A 20,065-nucleotide genomic window follows, 5' to 3' on the forward strand; every position below is an offset into this window, starting at 1 on the left:
GTGCGCGCCCTGCCCGGCCAGGCCGCGCACCTGCTGGGCGGACTGGATTGCATCGTCAACAACGCGTCGTTGTTCGAATACGACAAGCCGGACGCCTTTTCTCCAGCCCTGCTGGCCGCCCACATGCAGTGCAACGTGGGCGCGCCGCTGCTGCTCGCGCAGGCATTGCACGCGCTGGTGCCGGACGGCGGCCAGGCCGTCGTGATCAACTTGCTCGACCAGAAACTGTACAATCTCAACCCGGATTTTTTGTCGTACACGCTGTCGAAAGCGGCATTGCAGACGGCCACCACGATGCTGGCCCAGGCGCTGGCACCGGCACTGCGCGTCGTCGGCGTCGCGCCCGGCATCACACTCGTCTCGGGCGACCAGAGCGCGGACGGCTTCGAGCGCGCGCACAAGGTCACGCCGCTGGGACGCTCGTCCACGCCGCAGGACATCGTCGACGCCGTGTGCTACGCGGCCAATGCGAAGGCGCTGACCGGCACCACCCTGCTCGTCGACGGCGGCCAGCACCTGATGCCGCTGGCGCGCGACGTGATGTTTTTGACTGAAGACTGAATCAACCCCGTCCCCTCTTATTTCGAAGGTTTCCTATGTTGTCCGCCCTGTTCTACCCGCAACTGCGCGATTGCCGCAGGCTGTTCCTGCGCAATTACGAAGTCATGATCAACATCGGTGTCCATGAGTTCGAAAAGAAGGGCGAGCAACGCGTCCTGATCAATGTCGACCTGTACATCCCGCTCGCCCTGTCGACGCCGAAGGACGATCAATTGCACGAAGTGGTCGACTACGACTTCATGCGCGAGACCATCGCCAGGCGCATGGCGCAGGGCCACGTGCACCTGCAGGAAACCCTGTGCGACGACGTCGTGAAGGCGATGCTGGCGCACCCGAACGTGCGCGCGGCCCGCGTGTCGACGATGAAGCCCGACGTGTATCCCGACTGCGAAGGCGTCGGCGTCGAAGTGTTCCAGATCAAGGATGAAGCATGAATGAAGTGACCTTGGCGCGTCCCGAGACGGACGCGCTTGATAAAAAGGCCGAGAAGCAGGCCTACGAGAACAACAAGCTGCACAAGCGGCTGTGCCGGCTCGTCGGCCAGGCGATCGGCGATTTCAACATGATCGAGGACGGCGACAAGGTCATGGTCTGCCTTTCCGGCGGCAAGGACAGCTATGCGCTGCTGGACATCCTGATGACCTTGCGCGAGCGTGCCCCGATCCACTTCGACATCGTCGCCGTCAACCTCGACCAGAAACAGCCGAACTTCCCGGCCGACGTGCTCCCGGCGTATCTGGAAAAACTGGGCATCCCGTACCACATCGAGAACCAGGACACGTACAGCATCGTCAAGCGCCTGATCCCGGAAGGCAAGACGACGTGCTCGCTGTGTTCCAGGCTGCGGCGCGGCATCCTGTACCGCGTGGCGGACGAGCTGGGCTGCACGAAGATCGCCCTGGGCCACCACCGCGACGACATCCTCGAGACCTTCTTCCTGAACATGTTCTTCGGCGCGAAGATCAAGGGCATGCCGGCCAAGCTCGTCTCGGACGACGGCAAGCACGTCGTCATCCGTCCGCTGGCCTACGTGAAGGAAGCGGATACGGAACGCTATGCCGAGGTAAAACAGTTCCCGATCATCCCGTGCGACCTGTGCGGCTCGCAGGAAAACCTGCAGAGAAAACAGATCAAGGCGATGTTGCGCGACTGGGAGAAGAAATATCCGGGCCGTGTGGAAAACATCTTCTCGTCGCTGTCGACCGTCGTGCCGTCGCACCTGATGGACCGCGAGATGTTCGGCTTCACGGACCTGAAAGCGGACGGCGTGGCGAATCCGGCCGGCGACATCGCGTTCGACGAGGAACCGTGCTCGACGCCGGCGACGGGGACCATTCCGCTGCAGCCGCTGTAATACTTCACGCTGGCGTCGGAAGTCCTGGGCGAGCGCGCGGCCGAAGGCTCGGGCCTGATCTGCGTGGCCATCTTCGGCGGTGCCATCGTGCCCTTGATCACGGGCTACGCCGCCGACGCCGCCGGCCTGCGCCTCGCACTGGCCGTGCCCGCGCTGTGCTACCTGCTGATCCTCGCGTTCGGCTGGTACGCACGCCGGCCGCTGCAGTACGGCTGAGCGTCAACCCGCGACATCCGTGCCCGCCGGGCTCACGCCGTCCGGCTGCCTGCGCGCCTGGCCGAACTGGCGCAGCGCGCGGGCGTTGATGCGGTCGCGCTCGGTATCGCGCAGCCAGCCCCACTTGTCGAAGTAGCGCCACGCCGACACGCACCGCCACCAGAGCGCTGCCGACCGCCTGCGCCAGCCGCGCGCGCTTGCCTGGGCCGGGTCGCGCGCAGGGTGACGCAACACCGTGACATGCGGCACGAACACGGTGCGCGCGATGCATGCGGTGCGGCGCGCCAGGTCGACGGTGTCGAACCTCTGCAGGAAGCGCTCGTCGAACATGCCGGCGCGCAGCACGGTCTCGACGCGCATCAGCAGGCAGCAGCCCGGCGGCACCGGCACCTCCATCACCCGGCTGTAGCCGCCCGCGTGCAGCTGGTAGCGCGCCAGCCTGCCGCTGGAGCGGCGCAGCAGCGGAAAGCAGCGTCCCAGCAGCAGTTCCAGCGGCCCCGGCAGCAGGCTGCACAGCGGCTGCAGGCGCCCGTCCACATCCTGCACCCGCGGCGCCAGCAGGCCCACGTCGGGATGCTGCTCCATATAGGCGACCATCCGGGCCACCGCGTCGAGCGGCAAGCCGATGTCGGGTGCAAGCAGCAAGTGATAGACACTGCCCGCCGCCGCGGCCTCGCGCAGGATGCGGTTATGGGCGCGCGCCTGACGGGGCCAGTCCCGTTGCGGGCGGTAGTGCGCCCCGTAGCGTCCGGCCAGCGCGGCCAGCGCAGGCTGTTGGGCATCGTCGACCAGGTAGATCCGCAGGTGCGGACAGGCCGTCGTGAGGCTGAGCAGCAGATGTTCGATCCGGTCCGGTGTCGCCCCGCCGCAGACGAGGCAGCAGCTGGCCCGGACGGCCGTGGCGCCCTCCAGCGAACGAAACACATGGGTTCAGAGTGGCGCCGTGCGCGACGGTTGCAGCGGAATCGGCGGCGCTTGCGCAGGATCAGACTGCAAGCATCTGCCGCCGACAAATGGATATGAAAGAGGTCGAACGGTTACAGCGCCATGGGCACCCGTGCCCACGCGAATGCCTACACTACGCGAACATTGCTACGATCGTGTCATTGATGAGTCAAGGTGTTTAGCGTGTGCGCGGCGGATAAATCGCGATCTCCTTCATCTGCGACCGCGCGATGTGCATCGGCACGCGACGCGCCCGCGCCGTCGACGCCGCCGGGCAGGCATTGGTGGCGCGGTACGCGAGCGCGGCGGCCAGCATGCCCTCGGCGGGATCGCCCAGCGCATGCGCCATGTCGTCGGACACGGCGCAGGTCGGCGCGAAGCCGTCGGCGAAATCGCCGAAACCCTTCGCGTTCACGCCCTGGAACTGGATCGTGAAATACGTCGTGCCGCAGTTATCCGCCGGCAGGAAGCCGTAGGGCTTGCCACAGGTCGTGGCGCCGATGATATCGACCTGGACGTCCACCCCGCGCAGGCCGTTGATGACGGCTTCGCTGGCCGAGCACGTGTCGGACGTCGTCAGCACGGTCACGCGCTTCAGGCCCAGGTAGGGCAACGCCATATTGCGCGGCGCGGAAAAGCCGTAGGCCGTGTTGCGGAACGGGATCGGGGCATCGGGCGCCGTCTTGTCGTTGTACAGCGCGCGCTCGAACGTCTTCCCGGCCGTGGCCGGTCCCGCGATCATGTACGCCAGTTCGCTGGCGACGTACAGGAGGCCGCCGCCGTTGTAGCGCATGTCGAGCACGAGGTCCGCCGCGCCCTGGTTCTTCAGGCTCGTGAACGCATTCACGAGCTGCAGTTCGGAGACGGCATTGTGGTCCTCGAAGCTCAGGTAGCCCACCTTGCCGGTCGGCGTGTCGATCACTTTCACGTTTTTCACGGGCGTCGTCGTGACGACGGCGGACGTCAGCGCGATGTCCATCGTGGTGTCGCCGCGGCGTATCGTGAGCGTGTGGCGCTCGCCCGCGGTGTCCGGCGACAGGCCGTCGTTCAGCCGTTCGATCTGCGCCTCGTCGGCGGTATTGATGAAGTCGATGCCGTCGACGGCCGTCAGCAGGTCGCCCCGCTGGATGCCGGCCGCGGCCGCGGGCGACCCCGGCTCGACGATCGCCGCGATCCAGGTGCGCGGTGCCGTCGTGGAGTTGACGGACCACGTCAGGCCATAGCCCGTATCCTGGCTCGCATTGGTCAGCGCATCCCATTCCGCCGTCGTGTAGGTGAAATGGAAACGGTCCTTGTCCTTGCCCGACGCGGTCAGCGCGGGCGTCTTGAGCGCATCGAAATAGTCGAGCGTGTTCGTGTAGTCGGCCATGCGGACCGTCGACGGGATCTCGCTGTACCAGAGATAAGTCGCGTCGGTCCAGCCGCGCAGGAATTTCATCTCGTCCTGCAGCGTGCCCTGGCGGTCCGGGAACGCATGACCCTCGGCGTCGACGCCCGTGCGTGGCGCGGCGCACAGGTCTTGGTAACTGATGTAGTCGGACGGGATCGGGTCCGGGGTCACGGCCGGTGGCGTGGGCGTCGTGGTCGGCGGCGTGGTCGTCCCGGTGCCGGGATTGCCGGCGACGGGCGTCGAGGCGCCGATGCCTGGACTCCCCCCGCCGCCGCCACAGCCGGACAGCGTGACGAGCGTCGCGAAAGCGCAAGCGAACAGGCGGGAAAAACGGGTCGGCGAAGCAGCGGTAGAAGGCGATTTCATGCGTCCGATTATAGACCCGGCCGCTTCGCGCAAATACATCCAACTGTAACAACGCCGCCTGCCGAAACCGGCGGGCGGCGTCGTATCAAAAGAACAGCATCAGGCGGCGCGGGTGACGGTGCCGCCCGCGTGGAAGGCAGATACCAGTTCCGCTTCCTTGCGCTTGGCTACCTTGAGGTTGCGCTCCTTGACGTGGCCGAAGCCGCGGATGTCTTCCGGGATACTCGCGATGGCCACGGCCTGCGCCAGGTTGTCGGCCGTCAGCCTGGGCAGCAGGCCCTCGATGGTGGCGCGGTATTCCTGGTTCAGGGCGCGTTCCATCCGGCGCTCGGCCGTGTGGCCGAACGGATCGAATGCCGTGCCACGCAAACCCTTCAGCTTCGCCAGCACGCCGAACGCCTTCATCATCCACGGGCCGAATTCCTGTTTTACCAGGTGGCCGTCCTTGTCCTTCTTCGCGAACAGCGGCGGCGCCAGGTGGAATTTCAGTGTGACGTCGCCTTCGAACATGCCGTCGATCCTGGCCATGAACGCGGGATCCGTGTACAGGCGCGCGACTTCGTACTCGTCCTTGTAGGCCATCAGCTTGTGCAGGTAGCGCGCGACGGCTTCCGTCAGGCGCGTGCCCTTGCCCAGCTTTTCCTCGGCGGCGCGGACGCGGTCGACGAAGGCCTTGTACTGCGCGGCATAGTCGGCATTCTGGTACGCGGTCAAGAGTTCGACGCGGCGCTTGACGAGCTCGTCGAGCGTCTGCGCGCGCTTGAACTCGATCACCTTCGCGGGCGTGACGAGCTTCTGCACGGACGGCAGATCATGCGCCGCCGTGCGGCCCCAGTTGAACGCGGCCTTGTTGAAGGCGACCGACACGCCGTTCAACTCGATCGCCTTCAGGATCGACGCTTCCTGCAGCGGCACGTGGCCCTTCTGGAACGCGTAGCCCAGCATGAACATGTTGGTGGCGATGGCGTCGCCCATCAGCGTGGTCGCGATGTGGCCGGCGTCGATGAAGTCGACGTTGCCTTCGCCGCAAGCCTGCACGATGGCGCCGCGCGAACCTTCGGCCGGGAATTGCCAGTCCGGGTTCTTGATGAACGCGGCGGTCGTGGCGCCGGTGCCGTTGACGGCAGCCCACGTGCGGCCTTCGCCCATGCGCGACAGCGCGTCGCGGCTGGCCGTCACGATCTGGTCGCAGCCGATCACGAGGTCCGCGTTACCAGTGCCGACGCGCGTCGAGTACAAATCGCCCTGGCGGTCCGCCAGGCGCACGTGCGACATCACCGGACCGCCCTTCTGCGCGAGGCCGCTCATGTCCAGCACGAGGGCACCCTTGCCTTCGACGTGGGCGGCCACCGCGAGGATCTGGCCGACCGTCACGACACCCGTGCCGCCGACGCCGGTGACGAGGATGCCGAACGGGTTCGTCGTCGCAGGAATCTTCGGCATCGGCAGCGACGGCGGCGCCGCTTCGGCAGCAGTCTTCTTCGGCTTTTTGAGTCCGCCGCCTTCGACCGTGACGAAGCTCGGGCAGAACCCGGTGACGCACGAGAAATCCTTGTTGCACGACGATTGGTTGATCTGGCGCTTGCGGCCCAGTTCCGTCTCCAGCGGTTCGACGGACAGGCAGTTCGACTGCTTCGAGCAGTCGCCGCAGCCTTCGCACACGGCTTCGTTGATCACCGCGCGCTTGGCCGGATCCGGATAGGCGCCCTTCTTGCGGCGGCGGCGCTTTTCCGACGCGCAGGTCTGGTCGTAGATCATGGCCGACACGCCCGGCATCTCGCGCAGTTCGCGCTGCACGTCCATCAGTTCCGCGCGGTGGCGCACGGTGACGCCTTCGGCCCACGGATAATCGTCCGGATATTTGTCCGGCTCGTCGGTGACGACGATGATCGGCGTCACGCCTTCGGCCGCGAGCTGGCGGCTGATCCTGGCCGGGTCGAGCGGACCGTCGACGACCTGGCCGCCCGTCATCGCGACGGCGTCGTTGTAGAGAATCTTGTACGTGATGTTGACCTTGGCCGCGACCGAGGCACGGATCGCCAGCACGCCCGAGTGGAAATAGGTGCCGTCGCCGAGGTTCGCGAACACGTGCTTCTCGCCCGTGAACGGGGCCTGGCCGATCCACGTGACGCCTTCGCCGCCCATGTGCGTGAACGTGGACGTCTCGCGGTCCATCCACAGCACCATGTAGTGGCAGCCGATGCCCGCCATCGCGCGCGAGCCTTCCGGCACCTTCGTCGAGCTGTTGTGCGGGCAGCCGGAGCAGAAGTACGGGATGCGGTCCGTTTCCGGGTTCGCCTTCGGGATGTTCTTGAGGATCAGTTCCTTCGCTTCGAGGAAGGCGATGCGTTCCTTTACGCGCTCCGCGACCGGATGGCCGGCGCAGTAGTGCGAGATGCGCGACGCGATCGCGCGCGCGACCTGGGCCGGATTCAGCTCGTAGTTCGCCGACAGCAGCCAGTCGCCCTGGCCGGAGCGGTTCTTGACGCTCCACTCGCCGGCGTCGTCGAACTTGCCGACGACGCGCGGACGCTCGCTGTCCGGCAGGTTGTACAGCTCTTCCTTCAGCGCGTATTCCAGCACTTGCCGCTTTTCCTCGACGACGAGGATCTCGTCCAGGCCGCGCGCGAATTCGTGCACGCCGACCGAGTCCAGCGGCCACGTCATGCCGACCTTGTACACGCGCAGGCCGATGTCGCGCGCGGCCTGCTCGTCGATGCCGAGATCCGCCAGCGCCTGGCGCGTGTCGAGGTAGCTTTTGCCGGCGGTGATGATGCCGATCCTGGGCTGGGGGCTGTCCCAGATGATCTGGTTGAGTTTATTGGCTCGCGCATAGGCCAGCGCGGCATACCACTTGTAGTGGTTCATGCGCACTTCCTGGTCCAGCACGGCGTCCGGCCAGCGGATGTTCAGGCCGCCCGGCGGCATCTCGAAATCGGTCGGCAGGATGGTCTGCACGCGGTCCGGATCGAGGTCGACGACGGCGCCCGATTCGATGATGTCGGTCACGCATTTCATCGACACCCATAGCCCGCTGTAGCGGCTCATCGCCCACGCATGCAGGCCGTAGTCGATGTATTCCTGCACGGACGACGGATACAGCACGGGGATGCCGCAGTGGTGCAGGATGTGGTCGGACTGGTGCGCCGTGGACGACGATTTCGCTGCGTGGTCGTCGCCCGCCAGCACGAGCACACCGCCATTCTTCGCGGAGCCCGCGTTGTTGCCGTGTTTAAAGACGTCGCCGCAGCGGTCCACGCCCGGGCCCTTGCCGTACCACATGGCGAACACGCCGTCGTACTTCGCATCCTTGAACAGATTGGTCTGCTGCGTGCCCCAGACGGCGGTGGCCGCCAGGTCTTCGTTCATGCCGGGGTGGAAGTGGACGTGGTGCGATTCCAGGTGCTTCTTCGCCTTCCACGCGGTCTGGTCGACCTGGGTGACGGGCGAGCCCCGGTAGCCGGTGATATAGCCCGCCGTGTTCAGGCCGGCCTTCAGGTCGCGTTCGCGCTGCAGCATCGGCAGGCGGATCAGCGCCTGGGTGCCGGTCATGAAGGCGCGGCCGCGCTCGAGCGTCCATTTGTCGTCGAGCGTGATCTCGTGCGGGGATAGCGGTTCCAGCTGGCTGCGGTCCAGGGGGGCGTTCATGCGTGTCTCCGATTATGTTTGTCGTGTTTCGGTTGAGGCCAGTATAGACCCGCACCCCCAGCATTAAATTTCAATGAATTCCCCCCGCCGGACGATTTGCGCAATAAAATTGCGACGTACGCCCGCCCCGTGGAGAATTCATGTCAAAAATCGAGCTGGATAAAACCGATCGCAAAATCCTGGCCATCCTCCAGTCGGATGGCCGCCTGTCGAACCAGGACGTGGCCGAGCGCGTCAGCCTGTCGCCGTCGCCCTGCCTGCGGCGCATCAAGCGGCTGGAAGAGGCCGGCGTCATCCGGCAATATGTCGCCCTGCTCGATCCCGACAAGCTGGGCCTGGGCCTGCTGGCCTATGTGAATGTCCGCCTGGAAAAACACAGCGAAGGCGCGGCGAACGCGCGCGTGCCGGCCACGTCGCCGCGCTTCGAATTCGCCCAGGCCGTGTCGACCTGGCCGGAAGTGGTGGCCTGCTATGCGATGACGGGGGAGATGGATTTCCTGCTGCGCGTGCACGTGGAGGACATGGACCACTTCTCGCGCTTCATGATGAGCACCTTGCTGCGCCACCCGGCCGTGCTGGACGTCAAGTCGAGCTTCGCCCTGCAGCGCATCAAGGAAACGACGGCGCTGCCCATTGTTTGAGGCTGTTTAGTAATAAGCACGAAACTCGCAGTCCGATGCGCGCGCGCGTTTGACCCGGCGCGGCGGTCTCGCTAATCTCGATCTGGTCTCGGCCCGGCCGTCGCTTCAGGGGCGGCCGGTTCGTCTCCAGCCGGTGTGGTCCGGCTCTCTTTCCGATGCACCGGGTGTTGTCCCGGTCCGTCGGATTTTTTTTGGCCTACCAGCCGGTGATGCGCCGCAGTTGCGGCAGCAGTTCGGCCGCCATGGCCGCATGCTGGGCCGTCGTCGGATGGCCATTGACGGCGTCACCGGGCTGGTACGCCACCGGTGCGAGCAGGTGCACGCGCCTGTCGCCCACCCGGCCCATCGCTTCCTTCAGATAACCGATCAGCGCCGCCTTCTTGTCGCCATTCAGCAGCACGCCTTCCGTCAGCGCGATCTGCGCGTGCGGATGGTCGCGCAGCACGCGGCGCAACAAGGCCGTGTACGTATCGACATACGCCGCACGCTCCGGGATGCCGGGGTTGAAGTCATTGGTGCCGATCGCGATGACGATCAGGTCCGGAGCGTAATCGGCCTGGTTCCATCGCACCGGATGCGCGGCATCGGCGATGGCGAGGTCGTAGAACGCCGGCAGCTGAAATTCGTCGGTCCGGTCGTTCCAGCTGCGCACGAGACCCCGGCCGCCATAGCAGACCAGCTGCACCTGCGCGTCGAGCGCACGCGCGGCCAGCATGCCGTAGGACAGGCGTGGATTCCACCAATCGGGCGTGTCCTTGTCGCCGGCGCCCCGCTCCATGTCGGCGCCGCACGTGACGGAATCGCCCAGCACGAGCAGGCGCCGCCTGGGCAGCGTGGGGGCGGCGAGGAACCGGCCATCGGCCGTGAAACGCGCGATGGACGTCACGCCCAGCCAAGTCTCGCTGCGGTGCACGAGTTCGACGCGATGCGAGCCGCGCGCCGCGCCCTTGAAGACGTCATAGGACTGCACCTGCGGCGCCAGATGCAACGTGCCGGCGGGTTTGCCGTCCACGATGACGTCGACGAGGCTGCTGGCACTGCCTGCCGCATCGACGGCGAGCCGGGTGCCGTCGACGACCAGGGACAACGTCACGCCGGGATAGCCGAAGCGCACGGTGCCATCGGCTTCCGCCACCGAGCGGCCCATGCGCGCGACGTGCGTATCGGCGGCGGGTATCGTCTGCTCGGCGGCCGCCGCAGCCGCGCACACAGCCAGCAGCGCGGCAACGAGCGGCCGGCGCATCACGCCCCCTTCTTCAGGCGCAGCAGCAGCACGCCGTGCGACGGCACGGTCGCGTCGAGACGCTTGCTCGTGTCGCCCGTCTTGCCGGTCCACGCATCCGTCCAGTGCCAGGTCGCCTTCTTGAAGTCGACTTCACGCTTGGACAGGTCGTCGGCGATGGCGTTCTGCTTCCAGTCATAGTGCAGCGGCAGCGCGGACTCGCCGCGGTTCAGCACCATGAACGCCCACTCGTCGTTGGCCAGCGGCTTGGCCCACAGTTCGACGGGACCCTGCTTCCAGAAGCGCAGCGCCGGCACGCCCAGCGGGTCCTGGTTGAGGGCGATGACTTCGCGGCGGCCGATGATCTTCTTGACCGAGTCCGGCATCGAACGCAGGTCGTTGCCGAGGATGAGCGGCGAATTCATCATGGCCCAGATCGAGAAGTGCGCGCGGTCCTCGTCTTCCGTCATGCCCATGCCGACTTCCAGCATGTCCATGTCGTTCCAGTGGCCCGGCCCCGCGTGCTTGCGCAGGCCCGCCTGCATGTCGAGGATGCGCATCACGCCCCATGCGGACCACGAGCCGGCGCTCTTTTCGCAATCCCAGCACGGATAGATGTCGCCCGTCGTGCGCCACGAGTGGCCGACGTCGGCCGCCCATTCCCACGGCTTGTTGTCGCCCCATTCGCAGATGCTGAAGAGAATCGGGCGGTTGGCCGCGCGGATCGCGTCGCGCATCGTCGTGTAGGCGCCGACCGCGTTCAGGCCCTTGGTCTCGCACCAGTCGTATTTCAGGTAGTCGATGCCCCAGGCGGCGTACGTCTTCGCATCCTGGTATTCGTGGCCGCGGCTGCCGGGACGGCCGCCGCACGTCTTGTCGCCGGCGTCCGAGTAGATGCCCAGCTTCAGGCCGCGCGCATGCACGTAGTCGGACAGCGCCTTCATCCCGGACGGGAAGCGCTGCGCGTCCGCCTGGATGTTGCCGTTCTCGTCGCGCGCGCCGTGCCAGCAGTCGTCGATGTTGATGTACTGGTAGCCGGCATCCTTCAGGCCCAGCTTGACCATGGCATCGGCCGTCTCGCGGATCAGTTTTTCGTCGATGTCGCAGGCGAATTTATTCCAGCTGTTCCAGCCCATCTGCGGGGTGGCCGCGAGGCCGTCGAATTTCTGCGCCCAGGCCGCGGCCGGGGACGCCGCGATGGTGGCGGCAAGGATCAGGGAGGCACTACGTTTCACTATTTTGCTCCAATCGTCTTCAGGCGTTTATCGTGGTCCGCGATCAACTTGAGCGAGCTGGCATCGCTGTCGAACACGGAATAAAGGCCCTGCTCTTCCTGCGGCGGATCGCCGACGAAATCGTTACCCGGCTTCCACCAGTAATCCGCATTGGCCGCACGCCCCGCACCGCCCCACGCCCAGAAGTTCCAGCCGGCGACCGGATCGCCCGCTGCCGCGCGCTTCTCCAGCGTCGTGAAGACTGCGTCATAGAAGCGGTCGCGCACCTTGGTCGACGCCTTGATGTCGAACGAGCCGCCGTCGCGGTTCAGGCCGAACTCCTCCAGCACGATCGGCTTGCCGAGCTTCTTCGCATAGTCGACATGCACGTTCAGGTAGTGGCTGGCCTTCTCCATCATGCCGTTCCACGTGGCGTCGGGCTTCTTCGGATCGAACCAGCCCCAGTTCGTCGGCCACAGGTGGTACGTCAGGTAGGCGATGTCCGGCGTGCGGTGCGCGTCCAGGTACAGCTGCGCATCCTGCGCGGAGCCGGCCAGGCCCTCGCTGCCCGTGCTGACCATGTGGCGGCCATCGAGCGAGCGGATGTAGTGGGCGGTCTCGGCGATCCACTTCACGTACGTCGCCTTTTCCCGCGGCGTCGACTTGCTGTTGCCGGGGCGCGGCTCGTTCGCGAGCTGCCACGACAGGATCGTCGGGTCGTCGCGGTAAGCCTTCTTCGTCACCGTGTTCGTGCGCTGGACGATCTTCGCGATCACGTTGCGGTATTCGGCCTGGGCGCGGGCGTTCGTGTAGAACGTCGCGTTTTCGGCCATGTAGCGTTCGTAGTCCTTGCTCACGTTGGGATCGTGCGCGGGCGAGCCGGTGAACCAGTTCAGGTACTGGGTCATCCCGCCGGACCACTGCCAGAAATTATTCAGGTAGAGCACGGCCGTCATGTCACGCTTTGCCAGTTCGGCCATCATGAAGTCGAGGCCTTGCAGCAGCTGCTCGTCGTACTGCCCGGGCGCGCCCGTCGTGGCGGGGCTGACGGCGCTTTTCATTGCCGTCTTCTCCGACACGGCCAGCACGCGCACGTTGTTGATGCCGAGCGCCTTCATGCGGTCCAGCTCCTTGACGAGGCGGGCCCGCTGGCCCACGCCCGTCGGCGCGCCGAGGTAGCCGCCATACCAGAAGTTCGCACCGGCGATCATGTAGCGCTGGCCGTTGCGTTCGAAATGGCTGTCCTTGACGGCCACGAAGCCGCTGTTGTCTGCCGCTTGTGCCGCTTGGGTCGCACCCGCCATCAGCAGGGTGGCGGCCAAAGCGATGTTGCCGAACTTGCGTTGCATGGTCGTAGTCTCCTCGCGCTCCTTGGGGAACGTCATTGTGTGGGATCATGCGCCGCCCACCGGGCGGTGGGCGGCAGGGGGGTGATGCTTACTTGCGCTGGCGGCCGCGCACGTCCAGCGTGGACGCCGGCAGGTCGACCGTCACGCTGGTCGCGTTCTTGCCGGCCGCGTCTTCGGCCAGCACCAGCTTGTACTTGCCCTTGGCGATGCGCCAGGTCTTGCTCTTCTCGTCGAACAGGCCGAGGATGCGCGGCTCGACGACGACGTCGACTTCCTTCGATTCACCCGGCTGCAGCGCGACCTTGTCCCAGCCGGCCAGGCGCTTCGGCGCTTCCCACTTGGCGGCGAGCGGCGACACGTACACCTGCGGCACGTCCTTGCCGGCGACGTTGCCCGTGTTCGTGACCTTGAAGCGCACGTGCAGGCGCCCGTCCTTGACCTGGCTCGCGAGACCCGAGTACGAGAACGTCGTGTACGACAGGCCGTGGCCGAACGGGAACAGCGGGGTCAGGCCCTTCTGGTCGAACCATTTATAGCCGACGGCCGCGCCTTCCTTCGTGTAATCGACGGTGAAGCGCTGCTCCGGCTGTTTCGGATCGCCGTCCAGCTTCGGACGCGGCAGCTGCTGCTCGGAGACCGGGAACGTGGCCGGCAGGTGGCCGGATGGATTCACGGCGCCGAACAGCACGCGCGCGATCGCTTCGCCGCCGCTCGTGCCCGGGTACCACGCTTCCAGCACGGCCGGGATCTTCGACACCCACGGCATCGCGACCGGGCCGCCCGTTTCCAGCACGACGACGGTGCGCGGGTTGGCGCCGGCCACGTTGTCGATCAGGGTGTCCTGGTTGTCCGGCAGCGCCAGCGACGTCGCGTCGTTCGCCTCGCCGATCCACTGCGTCGCGAACACGAGCGCGACGTCGGCCTGCGCGGCCACGCGCGCGGCGCGTGCCGGATCGGTGCCGTCGTCGTACACGACCTTCGCGTTCGGCGCCAGCGCCTGGATGTGACGCAGCGGCGACGACGGGTAGTACACGACCGGACCCGGCCAGACCTTCGGCTCCAGGCCCGGCACGGCATTGCCGCCGACCGGATACACCTGCGACGAACCGCCGCCCGACAGCACGCCCACGTCGGCATGGCCGCCGATGATGGCGATGGTCTTCACGTCTTTCGACAGCGGCAGCACGCGGTTGTCGTTCTTCAGCAGGACGATGCCCTCTTCCGCCGTCGCGCGGCTGACGGCGCCGTTCTTCGCGAAGTCGATCTTGCCGCCCTGCGCGACCGGATTGTCGACGACGCCCTTGGCGAACATGGCGCGCACGATGCGCGTGGCCATGTCGTCCAGGCGCGCTTCCGACACGTAGCCGTTCTTCACGGCTTCGTCGAGCGCGCCGCCGAAGTACGGCGACTTGTCGAATTCCTGGCCCGACTGGCGGTCCAGGCCATTGTTCGCGGCCTGCACGGTGCTGTGCGTCGCGCCCCAGTCGGACATCACGTAGCCCTTGAAGCCCCAGTCCTTCTTCAGCACTTCGTTCAGCAGGTAGTCGTTCTCGCACGCATAGGTGCCGAACACGCGGTTGTACGAGCACATGACGGAACCGGCGTCCGACTGCTCCAGCGCGAGCTGCATCGCGAGCAGGTCCGACATGCGGGCCGCGGCCTTGTCGATGCGGACGTCGTGCTCGTTGCGGCCCGTCTCCTGGTCGTTCAGCGCATAGTGCTTGACGGTCGAGATGACGTGGTTCGATTCGATGCCCTTGACGGCATGGCCGACCATCGTGCCGGCCAGCAGCGGGTCTTCACCGGCGTATTCGAAGTTGCGGCCGTTGCGCGGATCGCGCATCAGGTTCACGCCGCCGGCCAGCATCACGTTGAAGCCGGAAAGGCGCGCTTCCGAGCCGATCATCGCGCCGCCGGCATAGGCCATCTGCGTATCCCACGTCGATGCGGTGGCGAGGCCCGACGGCAGCGCCGTGCGCTCGCGCGGGGTCGGGGTGGCCTGGGTGGCGACGCCGAGGCCGGCGTCCGTTTCCAGCAGGTCCGGCAGGCCGAGACGCGGGTTACCCGGCACGAAGCCGGCCGAGAACGGGATCGCGTCTTTCGGCGGCGTGGTGCCCTTCGGGGCGAACGACGTGCCGAAATAGCCGAACACCCAACGCAGCTTTTCTTCGCGGGTCATGGCCTTGACGGCGAGTTCGGCGCGCTTGTCGGCGCTGAGGGAACGGTCCAGCCACGGCTTCTGGGCCGGCGCGGCGGGCGCGTCGGCGGCGGTGGCGAACAGGGGGAAGGCGGCAGCCAGGGCGGCAACGAGGGTCAGTTGATTCAAACGCATGGGACGAGGCTCTCTTAGGGTACGGATCGTTATAGGTATGCGACGCTTTGGATATGCAATGTGCCGCCGCGTGAGAACCACGCGGCGGCAATTCGGATCAGGCGGTCAGACGGCCTTGATGTCCACGTACATGCGGGCGTATTTCGCGCCGAAGTACAGGATGAAGGCGTAGCAGACGGCCGGGATCAGGAACGACGTCTGCAGGCCGATCATGTCCGCGGCCTGGGCCTGGATGACGGGCACCACGGCGCCGCCGGCGATGGCCATCACCAGCAGGCCGGAGCCCTGGCTGGTCTGCGGGCCCAGTTCGTGCACCGACATGCTGAAGATGGTCGGGAACATGATCGAGTTGAACAGGCCGACGGCCAGCACGGCCCACATCGCGAAGTGGCCATGGCCGAACGTGGTCGCCACCAGCAGCGCGATGCACACGGCGGCGTTGAACGCGAGGACCTTGCCCGGGCTGACGGTGCGCATCACGGCCGAACCGATGAAGCGGCCGACCATCGCGCCGCCCCAATAGTAGGCGACATAGTTCGCGCCGACTTCCGGCGAGAAGCCGGCGATGGACGAGTCGCCCATGTAGTTGATCAGGAAGCTGCCGATGCTCACCTCGGCGCCGACGTACACGAAGATCGCCAGCACGCCCAGCATCAGGCGCTTCTGCTTGAGGATCGAGCCGGTGCGCACCGTGCCGGTGTCCTCGTCACGGATGATCGGCAGGCGGATCACGGCGAACAGGATGGCCAGGATCGCCAGCGTGGCGGCCAGGCCCAGGTACGGACCCTGCACGGCCTGCGCCTGCGCCAGCTTCTCGGCGGCGGTCATGTTGTTCGGATCGGCGACCGTCGAGATGTGCGACAGGATCAGGTAGCCACCGATCGGGGGGCCGACGAAGGTGCCGAAGGAATTCAGGGCCTGGGTCAGGTTCAGGCGGCTCGACGCGGTGGCCGGCGGGCCCAGTACGGTGACGTACGGGTTGGCGGCCACCTGCAGGATGGTGATGCCGCCGGCCAGCACGAACAGGGCGAACAGGAACAGCGCGTACACGCTGGTGGCGGCCGGGTAGAACAGCGCGGCACCGACGGCGCACACGGCCAGGCCGACGACGGCGCCGGCTTTGTAACCGATGCGGCGGATCAGGGCGCCGGCCGGGATCGACAGCAGGAAGTAACCGCTGAAGAAGGCCAGGTTCACCATCATCGCCTGTACGTACGTCAGGTTGTAGACCGATTTCAGGTGCGGGATCAGGATGTCGTTCAGCGACGTCAGCAGGCCCCACATGAAAAACAGTGCGGTGACGACGGTCAGCGGAAAGGTGTAGCTGGGCTGGGCCCGGTTAGCAGGCTCGACGACAGCCTGTGGTGCACGTTCCATGGATAAGTCTCCTTGAGATGTTACCGCTAACAGGACGGCAACTTTTATTGTGAAAAGATTCTGCAGAAGCAGGGTAAAGGGGTCAAACGGGGTATGCGATTCGCCGCGAAGTTTAGTCAGGTGCCACTAAACACGGCCTCCCCTCTTATGAAATCGGTTTCTTACATGAGAATATACCGGGCAAACAGCTGTTTAGTAAAGCCGACTAAACTTCCCTGTAAATGCACCTTCGCGTTTGACCAAGGGAATTTTCATATGCAAGACTCCATTCAAATGAGCGACGCCCAAGGCGTGCGCAGCAACGATATCGGAGACAACGTGAATCCCGTCACCTCACGCCCCCGGGCGGGCGACAGCCCCGCACCGGTCACGATCCGCGACCTGGCCAAGTACGCCGGCGTCTCGGCCGGCACGATCTCGCGCGCCCTGAAAAACGAGCCCGGCCTCACGGAAAGCACGCGCCAGATGGTGTTGTCGGCAGCCCACGAACTGGGGTATGACTTCTGCAAGCTGCGCCGCAAGCGCATCCGCCGCCTCACGTTCCTGTTGCATCGACAACACAATACGGCCGCCAGCAGCCCGTTTTACTCGCCCGTGCTGCACGGGGCCGAGGAAGCCTGCCGCAAGCAGGGCATCGTGCTGTCGTTCATGGCGGTCGGCCCGGCCGACGGCGTCACGGAACAGCTGCGCATGCACGCGCCGGACGCCATCGTGTGCGCCGGCTTCTTCGAACCCGAACTGCTGAACGCCCTGCGCGCCAGCGGCAAGCCCCTCGTCCTCATCGACATGAAGCTGCGCGGCTACAGCTCGGTCAACCCGGACAACCACATGGGCGGCTACCTCGCCACCCGGCATCTGATTTCGCTGGGACGCGAACGCATCGCCATGATCTCCGGCTCGCTCGGCCACTACAGCATCCGCGAGCGCAACCGCGGCTACCGCCAGGCCTTGTACGAAGCGGGCATGCTGGCCGACCCGCGCCTGGAGACGTGCCTGCCGGACGGCGTCGACCTCGAGACGGGCGCCTACGAAGCGATGCAGGCGCTGCTCGACCAGCCCCACCCGCCCGACGCCGTGTTCTGCTACAACGACGCCGCCGCCCTCGTCGCGATGCGCGCCTGCCTCGCGGCCGGGAAGACGGTGCCGCACGATATCTCGATCGTCGGCTTCGACGACATCCCCGGCGCCGTGCTGGGCCACCGTCCGCTGACGACGCTGCGCATCAACAAGAAGGAGCTGGGCGCGCTGGGCGTCGAGCTGCTGCTGCGCGGTCCGCAGGATCCGCCGCTGGAACAGGTGGCGCCCGTGGAACTCGTCGTGCGCGCCAGCACCGTGTGCGAAGACTTCCGCATCCGTAAGTAAGTCACTTTTTATCCACCTACACCCACCATGCTTCCCGATTTCCATTCCCGCTCGACGCTGCTGCAGCACATCCGCCACACCCGCCAGTTCTACGACCCGCGCTGCGTCGACCCGAGCGGCGGCTTCTATCACTTCTACAAGGACGACGGCGCGATCTACGACGCGCGCACGCGCCACCTGGTGAGCAGCACCCGCTTCGTGTTTAATTTTTCGATGGCGTGGCGCCAGTTCCAGGAGCCGGCCGACCGCGAACGCGTGCTGCACGGCCTGCGCTTCCTGCGCGACGCGCACCGCAACCCGGAGACGGGCGGCTATGCCTGGACGCTGGACTGGAACGACGGACAGAAGAAAGTCACGGACGACACGAACCACTGCTACGGCCTGGCCTTCGTGCTGCTGGCGTACGCCCACGCGGTCATGGCCGGCGTCGACGAAGCGCGCGCCTGGCTGGACGAGACGTACGACCTGATGGAACGCCGCTTCTGGGAACCGGCGCACGGCCTGTACGCGGACGAAGCGAGCGGCGACTGGTCGACGCTGTACCCGTACCGCGGCCAGAATGCCAACATGCATGCGTGCGAAGCGATGCTGGCCGCGTTCGACGCGACGGGCGACACGAAATTCCTGTGGCGTGCCGAGACGCTCGCGCACAACATCACCGTGCGCCAGGCGGCCCTGTACGGCAACCTGGTCTGGGAACACTACAACAGCGACTGGTCCGTCGACCCGGACTACAACCGCGACGACAAGACGAACATCTTCCGCCCGTGGGGCTACCAGCCGGGCCACCTGACGGAATGGGCCAAGCTCCTCCTGATCATGGAACGCCACAAGGACCAGATGGCCGGCCCGTCCGACTGGCTCGTGCCGCGCGCGCGCCAGCTGTTCGACGCGGCGCTGACCAAGGCATGGGACGCGAAGCACGGCGGCATCCATTACGGCTTCGGTCCGGAAAACGAAATCTGCGACGCCGACAAGTACTTCTGGGTGCAGGCCGAGAGCCTCGCCGCCGCCGCGCTGCTGGGCGCGCGCACGGGAGATAAAGCGTACTGGGACTGGTACGACCGCATCTGGGCCTACAGCTGGGAACATTTCGTCGATCACGAACACGGCGGCTGGTACCGCATCCTCGGCCCGGCGAACGAAAAGCTCACGGACGAGAAGAGCCCGGCCGGCAAGGTCGACTACCACACGATGGGCGCCTGCTATGAAGTATTGACCGTTCTCGTGAAGGACTGACATGGCGGACTTTCCCGTATTCGTCGCGGCAGGGGAAGCCCTGACCGACATGATTGTCGACGACGCCGGCGCCACGCGCTGGCACAGCGTGACGGGCGGCTCGACGTGGAACGTGGCGCGCGCGATGGCCAAGCTGGGCGCGCCCAGCGCCTTCGCCGGCGCCGTCAGCCGCGACGTGTTCGGCGACCAGCTGTGGCGCGCCACCCTCGATGCAGGCCTGGACGAGCGCTTCCTGCAGCGCCTGGACAAATCGCCGCTGCTCGCGATCGTGCACCGCCTCGACCCGCCCAGCTATTTCTTCGTCGGCGACGACAGCGCGGACCTGCATTTCGACGCCGCGCAGCTGCCGCAAGACTGGATGGGCGCCTGCCGCTGGGCGCACTTCGGCGGCATCAGCCTGGCGCGCCAGCCGCTGGCCGGCAAGCTCGTCGCGCTGGCCGAAACGTTGAAGGCGCGGGGCGTGCGCATCAGCTACGACCCGAACTTCCGCGCGCTGATGGACGAGAACTACGACCCGACACTCCGGCGCATGACGGCCCTGGCCGACGTCGTGAAGGTCTCGGAAGAGGATCTCGTGGGCCTCCTCCGGACGGACGACGCCGATGCCGCCTTCGCGACGCTGCGCGGCTGGAACCCGGACGCCACCTATCTGTACACGAAGGGGGCGGCCGGCGCCTCGCTGCATACGCCGGCAGGATCGTGGGAGATGGCGGCGCCGCGCATCACGCCCGTGGACACGGTCGGCGCGGGCGACGCCAGCATCGCCGCGCTGGCGTGGAGCATGCTGCATGCGCCCGAACGCGATGGCCTCGCCCACCTGCGCTTCGCCGTGGCGGCGGGCGCCGCGGC

16 protein-coding genes are annotated in these 20,065 nt (G+C 66.3%); 8 read left to right on the forward strand and 8 right to left on the reverse strand.

The genetic code is table 11. The features are described from left to right. The 4 genes from ACEN88_RS06925 to ACEN88_RS06940 form a co-directional block, all read left to right on the forward strand. Nucleotides 1-561: SDR family oxidoreductase (locus ACEN88_RS06925; RefSeq protein ID WP_413338196.1), on the forward strand; the 561-nt coding region annotated here is incomplete at its 5' end. A gap of 35 nt (nt 562-596) precedes the next feature. Continuing rightward, a complete protein-coding gene (locus ACEN88_RS06930) occupies nt 597-995 on the forward strand; it encodes a dihydroneopterin aldolase (protein WP_056134732.1) in 399 nt (132 codons plus the stop codon). After that, nucleotides 992-1,915 carry a tRNA 2-thiocytidine(32) synthetase TtcA gene (gene ttcA / locus ACEN88_RS06935; RefSeq protein ID WP_413338198.1) on the forward strand — a complete coding sequence of 308 codons (924 nt, stop codon included), beginning with the start codon at nt 992-994 and terminating at the stop codon, nt 1,913-1,915. The genes ACEN88_RS06930 and ttcA overlap by 4 nt, the downstream gene beginning before the upstream one ends. A gap of 63 nt (nt 1,916-1,978) precedes the next feature. Next, nucleotides 1,979-2,131, forward strand: a complete 153-nt coding sequence (locus tag ACEN88_RS06940) for a hypothetical protein (protein WP_413338200.1) — start codon at nt 1,979-1,981, stop codon at nt 2,129-2,131. A 3-nt stretch (nt 2,132-2,134) separates the two neighbouring features. Here the strand turns inward: ACEN88_RS06940 and ACEN88_RS06945 are convergent, their stop codons facing one another. The 3 genes from ACEN88_RS06945 to ACEN88_RS06955 all read right to left on the reverse strand — a co-directional run bounded on the left by ACEN88_RS06945 (nt 2,135) and on the right by ACEN88_RS06955 (nt 8,480). After that, nucleotides 2,135-3,055, reverse strand: a complete 921-nt coding sequence (locus tag ACEN88_RS06945; protein WP_413338202.1) for a glycosyltransferase family 2 protein — start codon at nt 3,053-3,055, stop codon at nt 2,135-2,137. A gap of 199 nt (nt 3,056-3,254) precedes the next feature. Next, entirely contained in the window at nt 3,255-4,832 is a 1,578-nt protein-coding gene (locus ACEN88_RS06950; protein ID WP_413338204.1) for a S41 family peptidase, read from the reverse strand. A 99-nt stretch (nt 4,833-4,931) separates the two neighbouring features. Then, nucleotides 4,932-8,480 carry an indolepyruvate ferredoxin oxidoreductase family protein gene (locus tag ACEN88_RS06955; protein WP_413338206.1) on the reverse strand — a complete coding sequence of 1,183 codons (3,549 nt, stop codon included), beginning with the start codon at nt 8,478-8,480 and terminating at the stop codon, nt 4,932-4,934. 140 nt (nt 8,481-8,620) lie between these two features. Here ACEN88_RS06955 and ACEN88_RS06960 point away from each other — a divergent pair, with 140 nt between their 5' ends. Continuing rightward, nucleotides 8,621-9,121: an Lrp/AsnC family transcriptional regulator gene (locus tag ACEN88_RS06960; protein ID WP_036230990.1), complete on the forward strand. Its 501-nt coding sequence runs from the start codon at nt 8,621-8,623 to the stop codon at nt 9,119-9,121. A gap of 196 nt (nt 9,122-9,317) precedes the next feature. Here ACEN88_RS06960 and axe2C read toward each other — a convergent pair whose 3' ends face one another. The 5 genes from axe2C to ACEN88_RS06985 form a co-directional block, all read right to left on the reverse strand. Beyond that, entirely contained in the window at nt 9,318-10,364 is a 1,047-nt protein-coding gene (gene axe2C / locus ACEN88_RS06965) for a bifunctional acetylxylan esterase/glucomannan deacetylase AxeC2 (RefSeq protein WP_413338208.1), read from the reverse strand. Next, nucleotides 10,364-11,578: a glycoside hydrolase family 27 protein gene (locus ACEN88_RS06970; protein WP_413338210.1), complete on the reverse strand. Its 1,215-nt coding sequence runs from the start codon at nt 11,576-11,578 to the stop codon at nt 10,364-10,366. Before ACEN88_RS06970 ends, axe2C begins: the two co-directional genes overlap by 1 nt. Further along, the gene (locus tag ACEN88_RS06975) at nt 11,578-12,906 is read right to left on the reverse strand and encodes a glycoside hydrolase 5 family protein (protein ID WP_413338212.1); all 1,329 of its coding nucleotides are present in this window, start codon (nt 12,904-12,906) and stop codon (nt 11,578-11,580) included. The genes ACEN88_RS06970 and ACEN88_RS06975 overlap by 1 nt, the downstream gene beginning before the upstream one ends. Before the next feature lie 88 nt (nt 12,907-12,994). Beyond that, the gene (locus ACEN88_RS06980; protein ID WP_413338214.1) at nt 12,995-15,238 is read right to left on the reverse strand and encodes a glycoside hydrolase family 3 C-terminal domain-containing protein; all 2,244 of its coding nucleotides are present in this window, start codon (nt 15,236-15,238) and stop codon (nt 12,995-12,997) included. A 105-nt stretch (nt 15,239-15,343) separates the two neighbouring features. After that, nucleotides 15,344-16,615, reverse strand: coding sequence for a sugar MFS transporter (locus tag ACEN88_RS06985; protein ID WP_413338215.1), 1,272 nt, complete (start codon nt 16,613-16,615; stop codon nt 15,344-15,346). Between the two features lie 318 nt (nt 16,616-16,933). Here ACEN88_RS06985 and ACEN88_RS06990 point away from each other — a divergent pair, with 318 nt between their 5' ends. The 3 genes from ACEN88_RS06990 to ACEN88_RS07000 form a co-directional block, all read left to right on the forward strand. After that, a complete protein-coding gene (locus ACEN88_RS06990) occupies nt 16,934-17,977 on the forward strand; it encodes a LacI family DNA-binding transcriptional regulator (protein WP_413338217.1) in 1,044 nt (347 codons plus the stop codon). Between the two features lie 27 nt (nt 17,978-18,004). After that, entirely contained in the window at nt 18,005-19,216 is a 1,212-nt protein-coding gene (locus tag ACEN88_RS06995; protein WP_413338218.1) for an AGE family epimerase/isomerase, read from the forward strand. A 1-nt stretch (nt 19,217) separates the two neighbouring features. Further along, the coding region (locus ACEN88_RS07000; RefSeq protein ID WP_413338220.1) for a carbohydrate kinase family protein at nt 19,218-20,065 on the forward strand (848 nt) is incomplete at its 3' end.

The organism is Massilia sp. CT11-108 (assembly GCF_047302915.1).
In the GTDB taxonomy this organism is placed as follows: domain Bacteria; phylum Pseudomonadota; class Gammaproteobacteria; order Burkholderiales; family Burkholderiaceae_D; genus Telluria; species Telluria orientalis.

Excerpts from the sequence above, each read along its gene's own strand:
- ACEN88_RS06930 (WP_056134732.1), top strand. The coding sequence starts at position 597 with ATGTTGTCCGCCCTGTTCTACCCGCAACTGCGCGATTGCCGCAGGCTG.
- ttcA (WP_413338198.1), top strand. The coding sequence starts at position 992 with ATGAATGAAGTGACCTTGGCGCGTCCCGAGACGGACGCGCTTGATAAA.
- ACEN88_RS06950 (WP_413338204.1), bottom strand. The coding sequence starts at position 4,832 with ATGAAATCGCCTTCTACCGCTGCTTCGCCGACCCGTTTTTCCCGCCTG.
- ACEN88_RS06955 (WP_413338206.1), bottom strand. The coding sequence starts at position 8,480 with ATGAACGCCCCCCTGGACCGCAGCCAGCTGGAACCGCTATCCCCGCAC.
- ACEN88_RS06960 (WP_036230990.1), top strand. The coding sequence starts at position 8,621 with ATGTCAAAAATCGAGCTGGATAAAACCGATCGCAAAATCCTGGCCATC.
- axe2C (WP_413338208.1), bottom strand. The coding sequence starts at position 10,364 with ATGCGCCGGCCGCTCGTTGCCGCGCTGCTGGCTGTGTGCGCGGCTGCG.
- ACEN88_RS06975 (WP_413338212.1), bottom strand. The coding sequence starts at position 12,906 with ATGCAACGCAAGTTCGGCAACATCGCTTTGGCCGCCACCCTGCTGATG.
- ACEN88_RS06980 (WP_413338214.1), bottom strand. The coding sequence starts at position 15,238 with ATGCGTTTGAATCAACTGACCCTCGTTGCCGCCCTGGCTGCCGCCTTC.
- ACEN88_RS06985 (WP_413338215.1), bottom strand. The coding sequence starts at position 16,615 with ATGGAACGTGCACCACAGGCTGTCGTCGAGCCTGCTAACCGGGCCCAG.
- ACEN88_RS06995 (WP_413338218.1), top strand. The coding sequence starts at position 18,005 with ATGCTTCCCGATTTCCATTCCCGCTCGACGCTGCTGCAGCACATCCGC.